A 17,471-nucleotide genomic window follows, 5' to 3' on the forward strand; every position below is an offset into this window, starting at 1 on the left:
AGCTGCGTAATTATTTCGGGCTTTGTTTTTGCTCTTGAGCGCGCCCTGGAGGACTTGAACCCCCGACATCAGGTTTTGGAGACCTGCGTTCTACCAACTGAACTAAGAGCGCACAAGCTGTTTTTGATTCACTCATTGCGCTGAACTAAATTTCAGTTTAACGCAATATGCGATTTTTATCATACCTCAATTTTGTCGGGAAAACAAGTCAGCGGCAGATGCCGCTTGAGGCTTGAAATTTCCCCATACTTTTGAAGGACGAATCACAAAGGGCGGTCAAACCGTTGCTTGATCCGGGTTGCCTTACCGACGCGATCACGGAGATAATACAGTTTAGCACGGCGGACTTTCCCGCGACGTAATACTTTAATGCTGTCAATTCGGGGAGAATGCAACAGAAACACCCGCTCAACGCCCACACCTTGAAAAACCTTACGGACTGTAATAGTTTCGTTGATGCCGCCATTCCGCATGGCAATCACTACTCCCTCGTAGGGTTGTACGCGGTATTTTTCGCCTTCCTTGATTTTCACTCCCACTTTTACGGTGTCGCCCACATAAATGTCGGGTAGATTCGATTTTATCTGTTCCGCTTCAATCGAGCGGATAATCTCTTGAGCGTTCATAGTCTTTCTGTCTGCTTAAAAAAAAACTCCCAATCATCAATCATAAATCGATAATCCTCTTTCAGTCTACTTATTGGGATTGATAATTTTACTGATACAACAACCTAAACATCAAAGCTATATTGCAGAATGCTGTACCAGAAGGGTGAAACTTATGAAATTTAGCGTCGTCATCAGTACGTATAATCGCTTGAATTTGCTGCAAAGAGCAATTGATTCGGCTCGTAACCAAACAATCGAGTGCGAGGTGGTTGTTGCCGATGACTGTTCATCTGATGACACCCAAACCTATCTCAAAAGCTTAGGTGACAAGGCTTGCCTTGAGGGCAGTCGAAAGGTTGTTTACCATCGTAACGAAGTGAACCTTGGTCATGCAGCAACGGTAAATGCTGGAGTTGCTAAAGCTAGCGGCGACTGGATTAAGTTTTTAGATGATGACGACTATTTAGCGCCCAACTGCATAGAAGAGATGCTGAAGGCGATCGCACTTTGTCCCGATGCTGTAATCTGCTCTTGTGTGGCGGCTCAGGTGGATGGTAATGGAGTTGAACTCAGTCGCACCCCCCAAGTTGGCCCCGGATTAGCTTTTTATATCCCACAAGCTGATATTCACTATGGTATGCTCTTAGAGCTTGTACCCTTTGGCACTCCCGTACAAGTAGCTTGTCGGCGTGATGCTTTCCTAGAAAGTGGTGGTTGGGATTCCACACTTGATGCTAACTGTGATGACATCGATTCCTGGATTCGGATTTCCCAGTTTGGCGATGCGATTTTCTTCAACCAGTGTCTTGCTTACCGGACTATCTGGGCGGGTGCTTATAATCAAAAGTTTTCTTTGTCTCGGCGGTTGGCGACAAATATTTTGATGAAGCAGAAAATTTACGCCTTGGTAAATGACCAACATCGCTCAGAGATTCCCCTCTTTGAGGATATAAAAAATTACCTGAAACTCCATTGGATTTTAGTAGCACTAAAGCAAAGAAATATCAAGAGTTTTCTTTCAATGATTGATCTGTCTATACTTTCTCCTCAGTCTTGGAAGTTTCTGCTAACTACTGTTTCATCACGCCGTTCTCAAGGAAACAATTCTCAGGTTCGTAAACTTGTGTTGATTGAGTCCTAGCTTTTTAAGTGTTGACGATAGCTTATCAGGTGAGGATGTATTGCCAGGATTTATGCTGGATTTAGCACAGATTTTGAAATAGCGATCGCTCCTTGAAAATTCCCATTTTTGCGTCATTAAAGATAGTTTTTTAGTGACTACGACCCACTTTGAAGTTTTGGAGTGGTAAGATTTTTGGATGTTTGATAACATCTGCAAATTCCTCGCCGAAAACTTTTCCACCGACTTTGCCACTTGGCTGTTAGGAGAACCCATTTCTCTCACTGAGTTAAGTCCTTCTGAACTCTCATTAGAACCGATTCGAGCCGATGCGCTAATTTTATTGGAATCGGCAGAACTAGTGCTTCACCTAGAGTTTCAAACTCAACCCGATGCTAATATCCCATTTTGGATGATTGACTATCGCTAGCGAGTGTATCGCCGCTTTCCCGAAAAGCAGATGCGTCAAGTGGTGATCTATCTTAAAGAAACAAGCTCTGAATTAGTGCAACAAAATACTTTTACTATTCCTGGTACTCGCCACGAGTTCGAGGTGATTCAACTGTGGGAACAGCCGACAGAAGTATTTTTGCGTTATCCAGGTTTATTTCCATTCGCGGTGTTGGGTGAGACAGATGACCGTGCAACTACATTACAACAAGTAGCACAGGAAATTATCGGGATTCCTGACCAACGGTTGCAGAATAATGTCGCAGCTGCCACAGCAATTCTAGCTGGTCTAGTATTAGAGAAAGGATTAATTCAAAGAGTATTACTGAGAGACAATATGCGCGAATCTGTAATTTATCAAGAGATTGAGGCTGAAGCTGAGGCAAAAGGTAAAGCCATAGGTATAGCCGAAGGTAAGGCAGAAGGCATTCACTTGGTGGCTGTGAATCTCCTCAAAAGCCAAATGTCTTTGGCCCAAGTGGTAAGAGTCACTGGATTATCTCTGGAGGAGGCAGAGTTGTTACAACAAGAGATAGAAGGTGAGTTATAGAGGATTTGAAACTATCAAACCTACCAGTATTGAGAAGCGATCGCCCTGGCACCTGAGGCGATCGCTTCTTGAGGATTTATACTGGATTGGCACTACTAAAAGTACATCCAAGCAATCAAGAAAACTGACCAAAAATTTATTAATAATTAACCATACTACTGTTGAACCAACAGTAAAAACACTATCTGGAATAACCCGACAACAAAACCCAAAACACCACCTAAAGTTACAATCGCCTGCAATTCAGTTTTCACAATTCCCTCAATTGCAGCTTCTAAATCAGCCGGTGAAGTTGATTTTACACGGTCAACTATCATTTCATCTATCGACAAAATCGGAATCACCTGCGCCACAATTACTTCTAAATCTTTTTCCAAATACTTATCTAAAATTAGAGCCAACTCTTGACTCATGACTTCTAAAGAAGTACTGACAACAGGTGAAGTACTAAGACGATTCAGCAGGACTCCAGCAATATTTTCCCAATCAACAGAATCAGTTAATCCTTGTAAAAAATCGCTGCCACTGTTTTGCAGGTAATGGCGCACACTTTCGCGGGTAGTCTTTCGGAGTTGGCGCACCGTTCCCATTGGCAGGTTTTGTAATGATAAATTTTGCAGTAATTTCCGAATGCGATCGCGCATTTTCAAATCTTGAGTCAATTCCTGCAAGCGAATATTGGTAGCCTCCTTTTCATCCAAGCAAAAAGTCCGTAACCGCGTCAGAGTATTACGTAAGCCAAACAAATTCGCTACTACCCAATAAGTACCACTGGTTTTTTCGCGGAAGCCTTCATCAATAATTTGAATTGTGCGATCGGTCAAAAAATCAACTATCGCTTGGCGCAGCACATCCGGCGGTAGAACTACTTGCAACAACCAATCAGCAAGCCGCGTGGCTTGTTCTTCACTCAACTGAAATTCCAGCAATATCTGGTCAAAAATTTGATTGATTTGCGCTTCTAAAAAGTCTTCACGTCGCGCCAAAACCTTGAGTAACCGTGGCAAAGATTCCCCTAGTAAATCCCGTAAAATTCCCGCCACAATTTTGGCAGTTTTTTGGTTTTTATCTGTTTTGATTTGTTCAATCGCCAGCCGCAACAACCAGAGAATTGCACCTTGCACGCGTTCTGTTTGCAATAAACGCCGCGCCAGATTTTGCAATTCTTCTGGTGTTAGGAGTGACCCCATGATTGTATCGGAAATGTTTTTAGCCAGACGTTCCTGGTTGCGGGGAATCAATCCAGGGGTGAAGGGTACTCTTCGTCCAGCAATGTAAATTGCTCGGTAAGGACGGAACAACATTTTGATAGCTATATCATTTGTGAAATAGCCAATAATTCCACCCAGTACCGGGGGAGACACATAAAGCCAAAGATGAGACCAGTCCACAGGGAAGAATTAAAAAAGTTAGGAGTTTAGAGTCAGGAGTTACCAGAGACGCGATTAATCGCGTCTGTACAAGAGTTTAGAGTTAAGAATGATAAATTTTAAATGAGAATTTCTCACTACTGATAATTCATAACTTCTAACTTATAACTCCTGACTCATCACTCATTTTTCTTGACTACCAGCACTCCCATCATACCGTTCACAATGGGGTAGTGTGTGGCAACAGCAAAACCAACTTGACGCGCTAACTCTATTTGCTCTTTCCCGATGGGAAAGCGATCTAAGCTGGGACTGATGTAAGCATATTCTTCTTTTAAGCCTAAATAATTGGCAACTGGCACTACAAAACCCTCCAGATACCACTGCTGAAAGGTACGTAGCTGAAAATTACTCGGTCGATGAAAGTCTAAAATTGCGGCTTTAGCACCTGGCTTCAAAACCCGGTATAACTCTTGGAGACTGCGGGGAATATCTTTAACATTTCTTAAACCATAGCCCATTGTTGCGGCATCAAATTGGTCATCGTCAAAGGGTAAATTTAGGACATCGGCTTCTACCCAGGCGATCGCAGGTTGAGGGTACTGCTTTTGGGAACGTAATGAAGCAGTTTCTAGTAGGTTGTGGGAAAAATCCACTCCGTAGACCTGTCCTGTTGCTCCTACACGCCGTGCCAAACGTAAGGCTAAATCACCACTACCGCAACACAAATCTAATGCAGTATCACCCGATTTAGCTGCACTCCATTTCACTGCCATTTCCTTCCATATTCGATGCTGTCCCAAACTCAACCAGTCGTTCAACTGGTCATAAACTGGAGCAATACGGTTAAAAATGGACTGAATTTCGTTTGTCATTGGGTATTGGGCATTGGGCACTTCTACTGAGCGTTGTCGTTGGCGCAGCCTCTCGTAGAGAAGTATTGGGCATTGGGCATTAGGTATTGGACATTGGGTATGTGGTTTTTGACTAATGAGTAAAAAAGACTAATGACTAATGACTAGTAAGAGCGATCGCTACCAGTTGCGCTAATAAATTAATTAGCACTAATTCATCTTCCCGTAAAGTGCAGGGTTGTTTCCACTGTACTGACAATACGCCCAAAAGCTGATTATGGTAGCTAACTGGGATAACTAAATGTGCTTGCACACCCGTATTTTGGTAGTGAATAGCATCAACTAATTTAGTGTCTTTAAATACATTTAAGGAAACTTGCATTTGCCCGGTGGCGATCGCTTCCCTTGTGAGTGGATCTTCAGATAGCCAATTCTCTATTGTACCTGTATCGCTGTAAGTTCCTTGAGTCGCAACCAGAGTATTTCCATCTGTAAGTTGTAAGATACAACCTTCTGCTCCAAAAGTCTGACTCACAGCCTGAGCAATTGGAGCAAGAGTTTCCTCTAAGCTAGAAGCTGCTTGAGTTACCTGTACCAAAACACTCAGCAGTGCCATTTGAGCATAAGCACGGCGTAATTCTTCTGTGCGTTGCTTGAGCAAGTCGTAGGTTTCTGCCGCTCTTTGCACTACTGCCTTCAGTTGCCCTGGGTCCCAAGGCTTGGTGATATATTTGTAGACTTGTCCCGCATTAATCGCTTCTACCAAGTCTTCAATATCAGTAAATCCGGTGAGAATTATTCTTACCGTATCGGGAAACTGAGGTACAGTCTTGCTGAGAAACTCAGTTCCTTTCATTTCGGGCATCCGTTGATCGGAGATAATCACCGCTACCTCTCCTTCTGCTGCTAAAACTTCTAGGGCGTTCACCCCGCTATCAGCTTTCAAAACATTAAAGTCGCGTCGAAAGGTGCGATAAAGCAGATCGAGATTATCTGGCTCATCATCAACTACCAGGATTTTCAGCTTTTTTGGTCGTTCGAGAGTCATCACTTGATATTGGAGTTTATCAATTTCGAGATTGGACTTATCCATAAGATAGACATTTCCTTTAAATATTCATTATCTTGTTATATTCCATACCAAGCTTACTTGATAATAGCTCAAACTTCTCAAGGGTTTTTACGGACTTAATTTAGACGTTTAAATACGGTAATTTTGAATGCTACAGAGGAAATTTGCCTGCTAAAATATCTGAAGAGAGAAAAAATTCTACAAGAAAAACCAACTAAATTAGCGTAACTATAACGGTTTTGATCATCGATGAGCTACGTTAACAAACCTCCTTTGGATGCAACGCTCACTTATACATCACAGATATGCACTGGTGTCAACTTCAGGTGAAAGGCTTGTGTGATAATTATTTGAGTTTTTTCGATGTACTGCCGAGATTTTCGATCCCCCCTAACCCCCCTTAAAAAAGGGTGAACTAGAATCTTTTGCCCCCAATTTGCGGGGGTTGGAGGATCTAAAACTACGGAAAATTGCGTGTTTGGGCTGAAGTTGAGACGCATGACAGATGTGCTAGCCTGCAATCTCAAAATTAAAGTCGAGATAAGTTTCCACAGATCAACTCAAGGCAGTAGGTCTGGGTAGTTCATAGATTAGAATAGGACTTGCTCATGAGGTGTTAATCAACCTCTCAAGTTGAAGCTCGCACTCCGATTATGACTGATCTACCAGCCAACGCTCAGAATCCCGAAGAAAATGCTACCAACGATGTAGCACAAGAATTACTGCGAAAGTTGAGGCAAAAACAAGGCAACTGGGTAGAATGGGGAATGGCGATCGCCTCGTTGCTAAAAGTCGGTTACAATCCCCAAGAAATTTTTGAGGCGACTGGATTTGAGCCAATTCAACAAAATCAGGTAGTTGTTGGTTCTCAAGTTTACAATTCTTTGGAAAAGTTTGGATCTGACTCAGCAACGCGATCACACTATGCCACACGCGGCAGTGATATTTTATATGAATTGCGTTTGCTTACTCAAGAAGAACGCGCTAGCGCCGCCGAACTGATTTTTATCCAGAAAGTCGATGCCGATGAGGCGCGGGAAGTGGCAAAAGCCATTAAAGAGTTTTCCTATTTCCGCATTTTGCCAGAAGGCTTTTCTGCCCATCCTGGGGATGCGGTTGCTTACCAAGTTTGGAAACGGGCACGCCAAAATACAGATTTACAACAGCGATCGCGTCTGATCGCCAAAGGTTTACGCTTTGCTCACACGCCAGCTGCAAGGACAAAAATCGAACAGCTACTAACTGATTTTACTACCATTCCCCAGCGTCCGGCTCCCATTTTACCATTTTACCGCCTGGAATCTGAAGAACAATTACCCCGAATCGTTCCCGTAGTCGGCGAGTTGCCATTGTCACGGCAAGATTTGCAAGCTGTGCCCATAGTTACAGAAATTGAACCATTTCGGATGGTGAAGTTTTCTGGAGAGCAAGCTTGGGTACCATTACCAGGTTGGCAAGTGCTGTTAGCAGCAGAAGATCCAGTAGTAATTATCGCCAATAGCGATCGCTTCCCCATCCAAAACCAAAGCCGAATAGAACCCGTCGTCGTAGTCATCGATCGCGCCCAACGAGAATGGGATATCTCTAACTATTTTGTCGTTGAAAATGCTGGTGAATTAGATTTTCAGTGGTTTGAAACTGAGCCGGAAGTTCCTCTACTTGGACAAATTATTATCATTGTGCGTCCTAAGAAAATTCTGGATGAAGAATTAACTAAGGATTCCTGGCAGATTGACGAATAAATTCGATTTATTACAAAATTCAACTAAATTTTGTAATAACTTTTAAGAGAACGCACTGGAGCAATAATCTCAACAGACGTTAATTAAGTAGAACGGTGTTAATAATTAAAGGTTTGTAGTAATCGGCTTTAGCCCGGCTTTGAAGGCTGAAGCCCTTTCTACGAGCCAACCTCTATTTTTTAAAATTAGTTAACATAGTTTGATTGATTCTCGCTTACTTAACTTATCATCAGAGGCAAATGCTTAAGAAATTAAGCATTTTTTTTGTGAGTTTAGATTTTGCGGTATCTTCATATTTTATAAGCAGAATTATTCAACCAAAAACAAATTCCTGGTTTTTCGATTTAGTTTCTTAACAAAATAGAATTCTGCAAAGCGGTACTAGCCTGTAATTTTCCCTTGTTCTAGGAGTTCATCAAAAGGGGCAATTACTTAAATCGGCTTTGTGCATATCATCATTAGTGAGAAATTAAGGAGAGAACAAGATGGCATTTATTTACGGCACCATAGGTAATGACAAAAGAAATGGGACTTCGGGAGATGACATAATAGTTGGTTGGGCTAGTGGTGGTAATGCCAATAGTCCGTCCGGTAACGATAGCTTGAATGGTGCAGCTGGTAACGATTCGCTCGCTGGTGGTACAGGAAACGACTTTTTAATCGGTGACACTGGCAATGACACACTTGATGGCGGCACAGGTATCGACATCTTGAATGGGGGAGTAGGCAACGACACTTACATCATTGACAGCCTTAAGGACACCATTATCGAAGCTACTAATTCCGGCACGGATAGCGTCCAGTCTTTTGTCACCTACACACTCGGTGCCAATCTGGAGAACTTGAAGCTGATCGGAAATAACCCGATCAACGGGACAGGTAACAGTCTTAACAACTTCCTCTTTGGTAATAGTGTTAACAACACTCTGAATGGAAGAGCAGGCGATGACACACTAGACGGTAATTTTGGTAATGATATCCTCAATGGTGAGGACGGCAATGATAGTCTCCAGGGCGGGCCGGGCAATGACGTACTCAATGGGGGGGCTGGAAACGACATCCTCATCGGTGTTTATCCTGGTAGTCTGCTTCCACCTGGATTAGGGGAGATTGATAATTTGAATGGTGGGGCTGGGGCAGATACATTTGTCCTGGGGGACGCTGAAAATGTTTTCTACGACGATAACAACACTACGAATCCTGGTTTTGGGGACTTCGCTACTATTAGTGACTTCGACTCTAGCCAAGATCGAATTCAACTCAAAGGAGCTCCACAGGACTACCGCCTGCAAGCTGTTGGAGGTAACACACGAATATTCTCAAAGCAACCGGGACAGACAGATGAAATCATCGGTATTGTGCAAGGGAGAAACAATCTCAGACTTGATAGTGATGACTTCCTTTTCTATGAGCGGGAAAATGCTGGAGAAGGTACAAACAACACACTGGGGAGCGCTGAAGGGTTAGGTTCCCTATCATCAGGCTCAGAGGTTAATCTTTCAGCCCAGATTGTAACAGTTCAACCGGGGGCTAATCCCGATTTCGACTTTTTTACATTTTCTTTAGCAAATCCAGAAACTGTGACTATCAGGACAATAACATCTGGAGATACAGTTCTCGGACTGTTTGATAGTTCTGGGATTTTAGTGCAAAGTAACGACGATGGTGGCGGTGGCAATTCGTCATTAATCACCAGTTTCCTGGGTGCAGGTACGTACTCAATTTCAGTGAGTAGATATCCTTCCTTACCTCAAGATGGCGGAATTTTCTCTAATAACTCCACATCTAGCCTTGATCTGTCTTATACGCTAGGAGTCACTGTGGCATAAGAAGGTTGTCAACTGAAAGATTGTACTGACATCAGAAGGCAGATTCAAGGATACTTTTCCTGCTCACTAGGGGGACACGTTGTGGTGTCTCCCTAGTGAGCAAACAGATATAAATGGCGACAAAGTAGGAAGTAGAAGTGGATTTAAAGTAGTATATATAAAATACATAACTCCTCGCGATCGCTAATAATGCTATTCTTATTTCAGTAGAGAATCAAGCCCGCCAAGCGTGAAACTTCAGCCTAAAATCAGAACTACCGACCACTTTGTACAGATGGAATATCTAAGTGCAATCGCCTATTCCTAACCTGCAAGAGAAGATTCTTGGAATCCGTAACAGTCTACGCCCTGGACAGCAACAAATGGCTGACTGGGAATCTGGGCCTTTGGCTATTTCTGCGGTTCCTGGTGCAGGTAAATCTACTGGGATGGCGGCGGCAGCAGCGATCGCGATCGCCCGTCAATATCAACGTTCATCCTTACGCCGTCACTTGGTAGTTGTGACTTTTACTCGCTCGGCTGCTGCCAACATTAAAGCGAAGATTCGCAAATTCTTACGAGATAATTTATCTATACCTCAGACGGGCTTTTTTGTCTATACTCTACATGGTCTAGCGTTAAACATTGCCAGCCGCCATTCTGATTTATCAGGTTTGCAATTAGAAAATGTCACATTAATTACACCAACCCAAAGTAACCGCTTTATCAGAACAGCCGTAGAGCAATGGATTGGGAATAATCCGGGAATATATTTGCGGTTATTAGAAGGTCATCAATTTGACGGGGAAGAGACAGAAAGGTTGCGTCGTCAATCGGTGCTGCGAACAGAAGTATTACCGGAATTGGCTAATACGGTAATTCATGAAGCAAAAAGTTCTGGGATATCGCCAGAGAAGTTGCGGGAATGGAGTAAACAAATCACAGATGAATATGCAATTTTGAGTGTCGCGGCGGGATTGTATGAACAATATCAAAACTTAATGCGATCACGTGACTTCATCGACTACGACGATATGATTTTAGCCGCACTGCGCGTTTTAGAAAATGACAGTGCGCGTCGCATTGAGCAAAACCAAGTTTTCGCCGTCTTTGAAGACGAAGCCCAAGATTCTAGCCCTCTTCAGACGCAGCTTTTAGAAATTTTGGCAAGTGATGGGGGAGATGAAGAAGATAATTTTTCACTCCTAACTCCTCACTCCCCACTCAATCTAGTAAGAGTCGGCGATCCTAACCAAGCGATTAACTCTACTTTCACCCCAGCCGATCCGATTTATTTTCGGCAATTTTGCGAAGAGTGCGATCGCATTAAACGATTGGCAACGATGGATCAAGCTGGTCGCAGTACTAGAATTATCATTGAAGCGGCTAACTTTGCGCTCAAATGGATCAATAATCAGTCGTTAGCAACAAGAAATAATAAACAACAGACTCCAGACAACCGACAAGTACCATTTCGCTTGCAGACAATTCGCCCTGTTGAAGTTAATGATCCGCAAACTAACGCTAACCCCGCAGCAGTCGGAGGAGGACTAGAACTTTATACCCCGCGTGACATTCATCACACGGTTGAATTGTTATCTCAAAGGGTGATTCAATTATTTGGGGAAGATCCAACAAAAAATAGTGCCGCGATTTTAGTGCGAGAAAATCGCCAAGGACGATGGTTAGCAGAGGCTCTGACATCTGTCTGCAAAGAGCATAATATTATACTTTACGATGTGGGAGAACGCGATCGCCGTTCCCATGTCCCCCAAGAAATTTTAGGATTACTGCAATTTTGCGATCGCCCCCACTCCCCCGATTACCTCAAAGCCGCACTAGAAGCATTAGTACAGCGCCAATTAATTCCTACCCAAGACCTCAACGCCCTTGCTAGTCTTCCAGAAGAATTTTTGTATCCTGGTCCTTTAGCAGTACCTCAGCCAGAAACAGTAGAAAAAGCTGCTCGCTTGTGTCGCAGTTTACTTCGCGCTCGCTTGGAATTGCCCCTGTATCAGCTAATTTCTTTTCTCGCCTTGACCTTAAATTACGACCAGGCAGAATTAGCAACTGCTGACAAACTTGCAGAACGGGTTAACCAGCAGATAGCTGGCAATAGTTCGATGGGGGGAATGCTGTCAGCTTTAAGTGAAATCGTCAGTTCTGAACGGTTTGAACCAGTGGAAACGGAGGATTCGGAAGAACGTTACACTCGTCCCGGTCAATTAACCATTATTACGATGCACAAAGCTAAAGGGCTAGATTGGGACTATGTGTTTCTTCCCTTTCTCCACGAAAATTTGATTCCTGGAAGATTTTGGGTTCCTCCCCAAAAGCAGTTCTTAGGGGATTTTACCTTATCAGAAGTAGCCCGCGCCCAAATTCGGGCGGCTCTCCACGGGGAATCTACTATACCAAATGTCACACAAGCATGGGAACAAGCAAAGAACTTGAAAATCTCTGAAGAGTACCGTTTACTCTACGTTGCGATGACACGAGGAAAGCGTCTGGTGTGGATGTCTGCGGCGCAAAAAGCCCCCTTTACTTGGAGTAAACCGGATAATTTACAAGAACAAGCGCCTTGTCCGGTGTTTCCAGCATTAAAACGTCAATTCCCTGAATGTGTGATGAATTTAGGGACTGACAAGAAATAAATTATCCATCTTGTGGGGTGGGCAGGAAAGCCCGCCCTGAATATAGGACGGGTGTTCGCGTAGCGGCACGTAGTGCGGACACCCATCCCACAAGAGAATTTGGGATGTTTTTTTATTTGTCAGCCCCTTAGCGGCATTAAATAATATCATGTCCGCATAATTAGTTATGCTAACCACAGTCAATACACCCCACCCCCAGCCCCTCCCCGCAAGCGGGGAGGGGCTGGGGGTGGGGTTCTTCGGGTTTAATAAGCAATCAAGCGGACATGATATAATTCGTAATTCGTAATTGGCATCTGTGCGACTCCCGGTATCTGGTCAGACACTAACCAGGGCAACGCATCTAAATATTGAAGGTTGATGTACCCACAGACTTTTAATCCCCCCAACCCCTCTTGAAAAGCAAAGCTGTTTCATTCCTTCAAAAGCTCAAAAAAGACTTACTTGTGTTTAGAACCAGTCCTTTCAAGGTGGTTTCAAGGTGGTGAAATTTGGAACGAAGATTGGTTATTTCAACCTTCAAAAAACCCAAAATCTGAGCCGAGGATTCAAGATGGCAGCACTGAAACAACGTATCTTCGTTTGTCACCTTGAAAGGGTTAGTCCTGGTGTTATGAACGAAAAGACTTGTGCAGGACTTACGCAAACAATAGCCGAAACCCTTATTTTCAGGTAGGGGCAATTCATGAATTGCCCCTACCGCGTGTACTTTTGCGTAAGTCCTATTGCGTTGTGAACGAAAAGACTTGTGTTCTGAACGAAAAGACTTGTGTTCTGAACGAAAAGACTTGCGTTGTGAACGAAAAGACTTGTGTTCTGAACGAAAGTACTTGTGTTCTGAACGAAAAGACTTGTGTGTACACTATTTCAATCAACATCAAGCGCACCGTCTTCACAGCAATTTTTAAATCAGCGATGCAACGATATTAATAGTCATAGCTAAAATAGTGGTATTGAAAAAGAAGGATAATATGCTATGTAACAGAGTCAAGCGCCTCATATCGCGTGATCTCGTCTCCACATCTGAAACTTGACTAGTCATGCCAACTACAAAAGAATAATATAAAAATTCCCAATAGTCTGGATGGTCATTATCAGGAAAATTTAAACCTCCGGTGATTTCTTCACTATTATTATGATTAATGTATTTGTAATAACTGTGTGCATATTGGACTGCAAACATCGTATGCACTAGTAACCAGGAACCGACAATGGTCATAATTGAAAGTATGACATGTAGCTTAAGCAGAATTGGTGACAAGCCTTTTTTATCAGTTAGTAAAAACACAATCGCTAAAACACTAGCACAAGCAGCAGCGATCACCAGCATGAATATAGCAAAATGTCCTTCATATTCATTCTCAGCATAACGACGAATTTTTTCTGGGGTAGCCTTGATCATTTTCCACCACGTTACGGCTAAGAAAAAGTCAACACCAGAGTTCCAAGCGCAGAGAATGCGAGTCGGTAAGTGTAGCCAATGCGGAAGGATTACTGAAACTAATATAGCGAGTCCGACAGCAAAAATTAGTCGGGGTCGAGGGTCAAAGTTTTTAAATAAATTAAGTCTCACAAATGTTGCGATCGCAGATGTTATCTAGTCTGATTTAACTAACTCGTAATTCAATTACGTTAGCGTAGCGGTAGCGAGTCCGCGAGCGTCATTATCAATTACTTTAACTTGCCTCTAATCGTCTCTATTCGTTGACGATTGACACCCAAATCGCTTTCACCTAAGCGTGAGGCTGAACGTACTTGGATAACTTTAGCATTCCGGTCTAGATAGAATTCTACATCATCCACAAATCCTAGTAAAGCACTTTTAAATTCTATATATAAATAATCTTTACTTTCGGTAATGATTTTGGTTCTTGGTAAGGAGTGAATAATCTTTTTGAGATTAGTAATCGCTTGTTCTAGAGTAGATGTAAAACTGAGTGGTGCAATTTTGTGGGTTGCATCTGCACTCTGACTAGAAACGCAGTTAGGCGAATTAGGGCAGAGTGCTAATTTACCGTTCTTAACACCTAAATTATTTGGTGGTTTGCCAACAAAAACCATAATTATCTCTTTGGGTAATTGAATAAGTATACTGTCACACATTTGTTTGAATGTTTGAATCAGTGTAATACCTTGCCGCACTCGCATCTTCTGGCAAATGACAGATTCACTAAAACATCGGTGATGCGTTCGCCTCTGGCGTTGGCGAAGCCATCGCTTTATGATCCGATAAGTATCGTCTAGGCAAAGACAGATTATGACGCAAACAATTTCAATCAACGACTCTGGGCGCTTGCAACTTACACCGCTAGAAATCCCATCCCGTCTGCTGTTAGGGCCTGGTCCCTCCAATGCCCATCCTACAGTTCTCCAGGCGATGAATACCTCACCCGTTGGGCATCTTGACCCAGCTTTTCTCGCACTCATGGATGAAATTCAGTCGTTGCTACGTTACGTATGGCAAACAGAAAACCCGCTAACCATTGCAGTCAGTGGTACCGGAACAGCTGCAATGGAAGCAACTATTGCCAATGCCGTTGAACCCGGTGATGTAGTTTTGATTGGTGTAGCTGGTTACTTTGGTAATCGCCTCGTGGATATGGCTGGACGTTATGGTGCTGATGTGCGAACCATTAGCAAAGCTTGGGGACAAGTCTTTAACCTCAATGAACTTCAAACTGCTTTAAAAACTCATCGTCCAACTATTTTAGCTCTAGTTCATGCCGAAACCTCCACCGGCGCACGTCAACCATTGGAAGGGGTCGCTGATTTGTGTCAGGAATTTGGCACCTTGTTGCTGGTAGATACAGTGACGAGTTTGGGTGGCGTCCCCGTGTTTTTGGATACTTGGGGAGTTGACCTCGCCTATAGTTGTAGCCAAAAAGGGTTGGGTTGCCCGCCTGGTGCTTCCCCCTTTACGATGAGTGCGCGTGCAGTTGAGAAATTACAACAGCGTCAAACAAAGGTTGCAAACTGGTATTTGGATATGTTGTTGCTGGGCAAGTATTGGGGCGCTGAACGCACCTATCACCACACAGCACCGATTAATTTATACTATGCATTGCGGGAAGCATTACGTTTGCTTGCAGAAGAGGGGTTAGCAAACTCCTGGCAACGGCATCAAAAGAACGTAGAATATCTCTGGGAAGGGTTGGAGAATTTAGGATTGAGTATGCACGTTGACCAAGAGTATAGACTACCAACGCTTACTACTGTCTGCATTCCAACAGGTGTAGATGGGAAAGCGATCGCTCGGCAGTTACTCAATGAACATAATATTGAAATTGGCGGCGGTCTTGGCGAACTCGCTGGTAAAGTCTGGCGCGTGGGATTGATGGGCTTTAATAGTCGTAAGGAAAGTGTTGACCAACTTTTAGCAGCACTGCGCCAAGTTTTACCTAAGTAGTTTTTGCGTAATCAGGTGCGTTAACTGTCTTCGTAACGCACTTAATACGCAAATCCCTTGAGTAAGATACTGGCATTGGTTTAAACAATATTATCTCCTCAGTTTACCTCAATCTGTGGTTCAATTACCTAAAAATTGCTGTAATTCCGTCCGACTACTTATCAGCTAACAAACACAAACGCTTTCAATCAGGCAAATAGACAGTAGTATTTATACGTATAAATACTACTGTAAAAGTGTATTTTTTCGCCAATAATGTAAGTGATTGATCTCTTAGACCAATTGACTTAATTTAGGAGCGTCGAATGCCTGTAGGATTGCCTGAATTCGTTGAAAATCCAGAAAATCGTTGCCCTGTAATTCTCTTACTCGATACTTCTGCCTCTATGTCAGGTCAGCCTATCCAAGAGTTAAATCGAGGACTTGCTGCTTTCAAAGAAGATGTACTAAAAGATTCTCAAGCATCGCTGAGTGTGGAAGTAGCCATGATCACATTTGGCTCCATAGCTAAACTGATACAAGACTTTGTGACGATTGACCAATTTACACCCCCTATATTGGAAGTAGATGGTTTAACCCCAATGGGTGCGGCAATTGAGTATGCTTTGGATTTTCTAGAAAACCGGAAACAGACTTATAAAGACAACGGTATTCTCTATTATCGCCCTTGGGTGTTTTTGATTACAGACGGAACGCCAACTGACTCCTGGGATTCAGCCGCGCAAAGATTGAGAGAAGCAGAAGCACAAAGCCGACTGTCATTTTTTGCAGTTGGTGTAAAGGATGCTGATATGAATATTCTCAAACAAATTTCTCCTCCTGAACGTCCACCAGTTATGCTAAACGGCTTAGATTTTCGTGAGTTGTTTGTCTGGCTATCTGCTTCGATGAAACGGGTTTCTAGTGGCAAAGTGGGGCAAGCTGTAGCTTTACCGGCTATGGGATGGGGTCAAATTAGCAGTTAGGAGGAAATTTTGTGAATTGGAAAGCTATTGGGCGTTCTGCGATCGGAACAAGTCATGAAAACCAGGGTATAGTTTGTCAAGATTATGGGGATTATCGCATCTTTCAAGATGTGATTATTGTTGGCGCCGTTGCTGATGGTGCTGGCAGTGCTAAACATTCTGATGTTGGTGCTAAGTTGGCGGTAGAAACCGTACTCAAATGTTTTTCTGATATTAATGAATCTCCTCAGAAGGAAGAAGAATTAGAGCCAGGTTATTCTAAAGGACTGTCCAAAGAAGAAGCTCAGAAACTGTTTGCTACAATTGTGAAAAAAGCTATTGCAAAGTTACATGAGCAAGCAGCCAAAGAAAATTATTCTGTCAATGATTTAGCTTGTACATTGTTGGTTTTCCTGGCAACTCCTGACTGGTTTGCAGCTATGCAAATCGGGGATGGATTTATTGGAATGCGTTCCCAAGATTCAGAATATCAACTGTTGTTTCAGACAGACAAAGGTGAGTTTGCTAATGAAACAACTTTTATCACTTCAGCAAATGCAGTAAAAGAAATGCAGGTAAAGGTTATTTCCGAAAAACAAGAGTTTATTTGTGCTTCTACTGATGGACTGGAAAAAGTAGCAATTCGCTTGAGTGACTGGGAAGCCTTCTCACCTTTCTTTAAACCTTTGGAGGAATTCTTGCACGAACCTGTTAATGGAGAGGATGAAGATAAATATCTGATGCAATTCCTCAACTCTGAACGGCTAAATTCTCGCACTGACGATGATAAAACCTTACTTTTGTGCTTATTTGATAGAGAGTAAAATTGTATCCGCTCAATAAATAGGGGATAGGAAGAAAAATAAGAGGATACAAAGGGTCACACCGGATTG

Annotated in this window: 13 protein-coding genes, 1 tRNA gene and 1 pseudogene; 8 read left to right on the top strand and 7 right to left on the bottom strand. The window is 43.0% G+C overall.

Features of this window, described 5'->3' with window-relative positions:
- Positions 1-39: 39 nt before the first annotated feature.
- Positions 40-112, bottom strand: a tRNA-Trp gene (locus HWQ38_RS35155).
- Positions 113-263: 151 nt separating this feature from the next.
- Positions 264-626 (bottom strand): 50S ribosomal protein L19, encoded by a 363-nt coding sequence (gene rplS, locus HWQ38_RS35160; protein WP_273766612.1) that lies wholly within the window; start codon positions 624-626, stop codon positions 264-266.
- Between the two features lie 154 nt (positions 627-780).
- Between rplS and HWQ38_RS35165 the strand changes: the two genes are divergently transcribed.
- Entirely contained in the window at positions 781-1,749 is a 969-nt protein-coding gene (locus tag HWQ38_RS35165) for a glycosyltransferase family 2 protein (RefSeq protein WP_292803458.1), read from the top strand.
- Between the two features lie 178 nt (positions 1,750-1,927).
- Positions 1,928-2,728: pseudogene (locus HWQ38_RS35170) on the top strand (Rpn family recombination-promoting nuclease/putative transposase).
- 155 nt (positions 2,729-2,883) lie between these two features.
- Here HWQ38_RS35170 and HWQ38_RS35175 read toward each other — a convergent pair.
- From HWQ38_RS35175 to HWQ38_RS35185, 3 genes are all read right to left on the bottom strand, one after another.
- Positions 2,884-4,119 carry a DUF445 domain-containing protein gene (locus tag HWQ38_RS35175; RefSeq protein WP_292803463.1) on the bottom strand — a complete coding sequence of 412 codons (1,236 nt, stop codon included), beginning with the start codon at positions 4,117-4,119 and terminating at the stop codon, positions 2,884-2,886.
- A gap of 158 nt (positions 4,120-4,277) precedes the next feature.
- On the bottom strand, positions 4,278-4,973 hold the full coding sequence (gene ubiE, locus HWQ38_RS35180) for a bifunctional demethylmenaquinone methyltransferase/2-methoxy-6-polyprenyl-1,4-benzoquinol methylase UbiE (protein WP_292803466.1): 696 nt from the start codon (positions 4,971-4,973) through the stop codon (positions 4,278-4,280).
- Between the two features lie 136 nt (positions 4,974-5,109).
- Complete coding sequence (locus HWQ38_RS35185) at positions 5,110-6,045, bottom strand: response regulator (RefSeq protein WP_292803469.1); 936 nt, start codon at positions 6,043-6,045, stop codon at positions 5,110-5,112.
- 632 nt (positions 6,046-6,677) lie between these two features.
- Here HWQ38_RS35185 and HWQ38_RS35190 point away from each other — a divergent pair.
- From HWQ38_RS35190 to HWQ38_RS35200, 3 genes are all read left to right on the top strand, one after another.
- Positions 6,678-7,766, top strand: a complete 1,089-nt coding sequence (locus HWQ38_RS35190; protein WP_292803472.1) for a RuBisCO accumulation factor 1 — start codon at positions 6,678-6,680, stop codon at positions 7,764-7,766.
- A gap of 485 nt (positions 7,767-8,251) precedes the next feature.
- Positions 8,252-9,595, top strand: a complete 1,344-nt coding sequence (locus HWQ38_RS35195) for a pre-peptidase C-terminal domain-containing protein (protein WP_292803475.1) — start codon at positions 8,252-8,254, stop codon at positions 9,593-9,595.
- 287 nt (positions 9,596-9,882) lie between these two features.
- Positions 9,883-12,228 carry an ATP-dependent helicase gene (locus tag HWQ38_RS35200; RefSeq protein ID WP_292803478.1) on the top strand — a complete coding sequence of 782 codons (2,346 nt, stop codon included), beginning with the start codon at positions 9,883-9,885 and terminating at the stop codon, positions 12,226-12,228.
- A 904-nt stretch (positions 12,229-13,132) separates the two neighbouring features.
- On the opposite strand, the gene HWQ38_RS35205 is transcribed toward HWQ38_RS35200, so the two are convergent.
- Positions 13,133-13,801, bottom strand: a complete 669-nt coding sequence (locus tag HWQ38_RS35205) for a DUF1345 domain-containing protein (protein WP_292803481.1) — start codon at positions 13,799-13,801, stop codon at positions 13,133-13,135.
- Between the two features lie 98 nt (positions 13,802-13,899).
- On the bottom strand, positions 13,900-14,289 hold the full coding sequence (locus tag HWQ38_RS35210; protein ID WP_292803484.1) for a DUF1499 domain-containing protein: 390 nt from the start codon (positions 14,287-14,289) through the stop codon (positions 13,900-13,902).
- A gap of 196 nt (positions 14,290-14,485) precedes the next feature.
- Here HWQ38_RS35210 and HWQ38_RS35215 point away from each other — a divergent pair, with 196 nt between their 5' ends.
- From HWQ38_RS35215 to HWQ38_RS35225, 3 genes are all read left to right on the top strand, one after another.
- The gene (locus tag HWQ38_RS35215) at positions 14,486-15,634 is read left to right on the top strand and encodes an alanine--glyoxylate aminotransferase family protein (RefSeq protein ID WP_292803487.1); all 1,149 of its coding nucleotides are present in this window, start codon (positions 14,486-14,488) and stop codon (positions 15,632-15,634) included.
- Positions 15,635-15,939: 305 nt separating this feature from the next.
- Entirely contained in the window at positions 15,940-16,599 is a 660-nt protein-coding gene (locus HWQ38_RS35220) for a VWA domain-containing protein (protein ID WP_292803490.1), read from the top strand.
- 11 nt (positions 16,600-16,610) lie between these two features.
- Positions 16,611-17,402 carry a PP2C family serine/threonine-protein phosphatase gene (locus HWQ38_RS35225; protein WP_292803492.1) on the top strand — a complete coding sequence of 264 codons (792 nt, stop codon included), beginning with the start codon at positions 16,611-16,613 and terminating at the stop codon, positions 17,400-17,402.
- Positions 17,403-17,471: the final 69 nt, after the last annotated feature.

The sequence above is a fragment of the Nostoc sp. NMS7 genome (assembly GCF_017115085.1).
Classification (GTDB): Bacteria; Cyanobacteriota; Cyanobacteriia; order Cyanobacteriales; family Nostocaceae; genus Nostoc.

Excerpts from the sequence above, each read along its gene's own strand:
- rplS (WP_273766612.1), bottom strand. The coding sequence starts at position 626 with ATGAACGCTCAAGAGATTATCCGCTCGATTGAAGCGGAACAGATAAAA.
- HWQ38_RS35165 (WP_292803458.1), top strand. The coding sequence starts at position 781 with ATGAAATTTAGCGTCGTCATCAGTACGTATAATCGCTTGAATTTGCTG.
- ubiE (WP_292803466.1), bottom strand. The coding sequence starts at position 4,973 with ATGACAAACGAAATTCAGTCCATTTTTAACCGTATTGCTCCAGTTTAT.
- HWQ38_RS35185 (WP_292803469.1), bottom strand. The coding sequence starts at position 6,045 with ATGGATAAGTCCAATCTCGAAATTGATAAACTCCAATATCAAGTGATG.
- HWQ38_RS35190 (WP_292803472.1), top strand. The coding sequence starts at position 6,678 with ATGACTGATCTACCAGCCAACGCTCAGAATCCCGAAGAAAATGCTACC.
- HWQ38_RS35195 (WP_292803475.1), top strand. The coding sequence starts at position 8,252 with ATGGCATTTATTTACGGCACCATAGGTAATGACAAAAGAAATGGGACT.
- HWQ38_RS35210 (WP_292803484.1), bottom strand. The coding sequence starts at position 14,289 with ATGGTTTTTGTTGGCAAACCACCAAATAATTTAGGTGTTAAGAACGGT.
- HWQ38_RS35215 (WP_292803487.1), top strand. The coding sequence starts at position 14,486 with ATGACGCAAACAATTTCAATCAACGACTCTGGGCGCTTGCAACTTACA.
- HWQ38_RS35220 (WP_292803490.1), top strand. The coding sequence starts at position 15,940 with ATGCCTGTAGGATTGCCTGAATTCGTTGAAAATCCAGAAAATCGTTGC.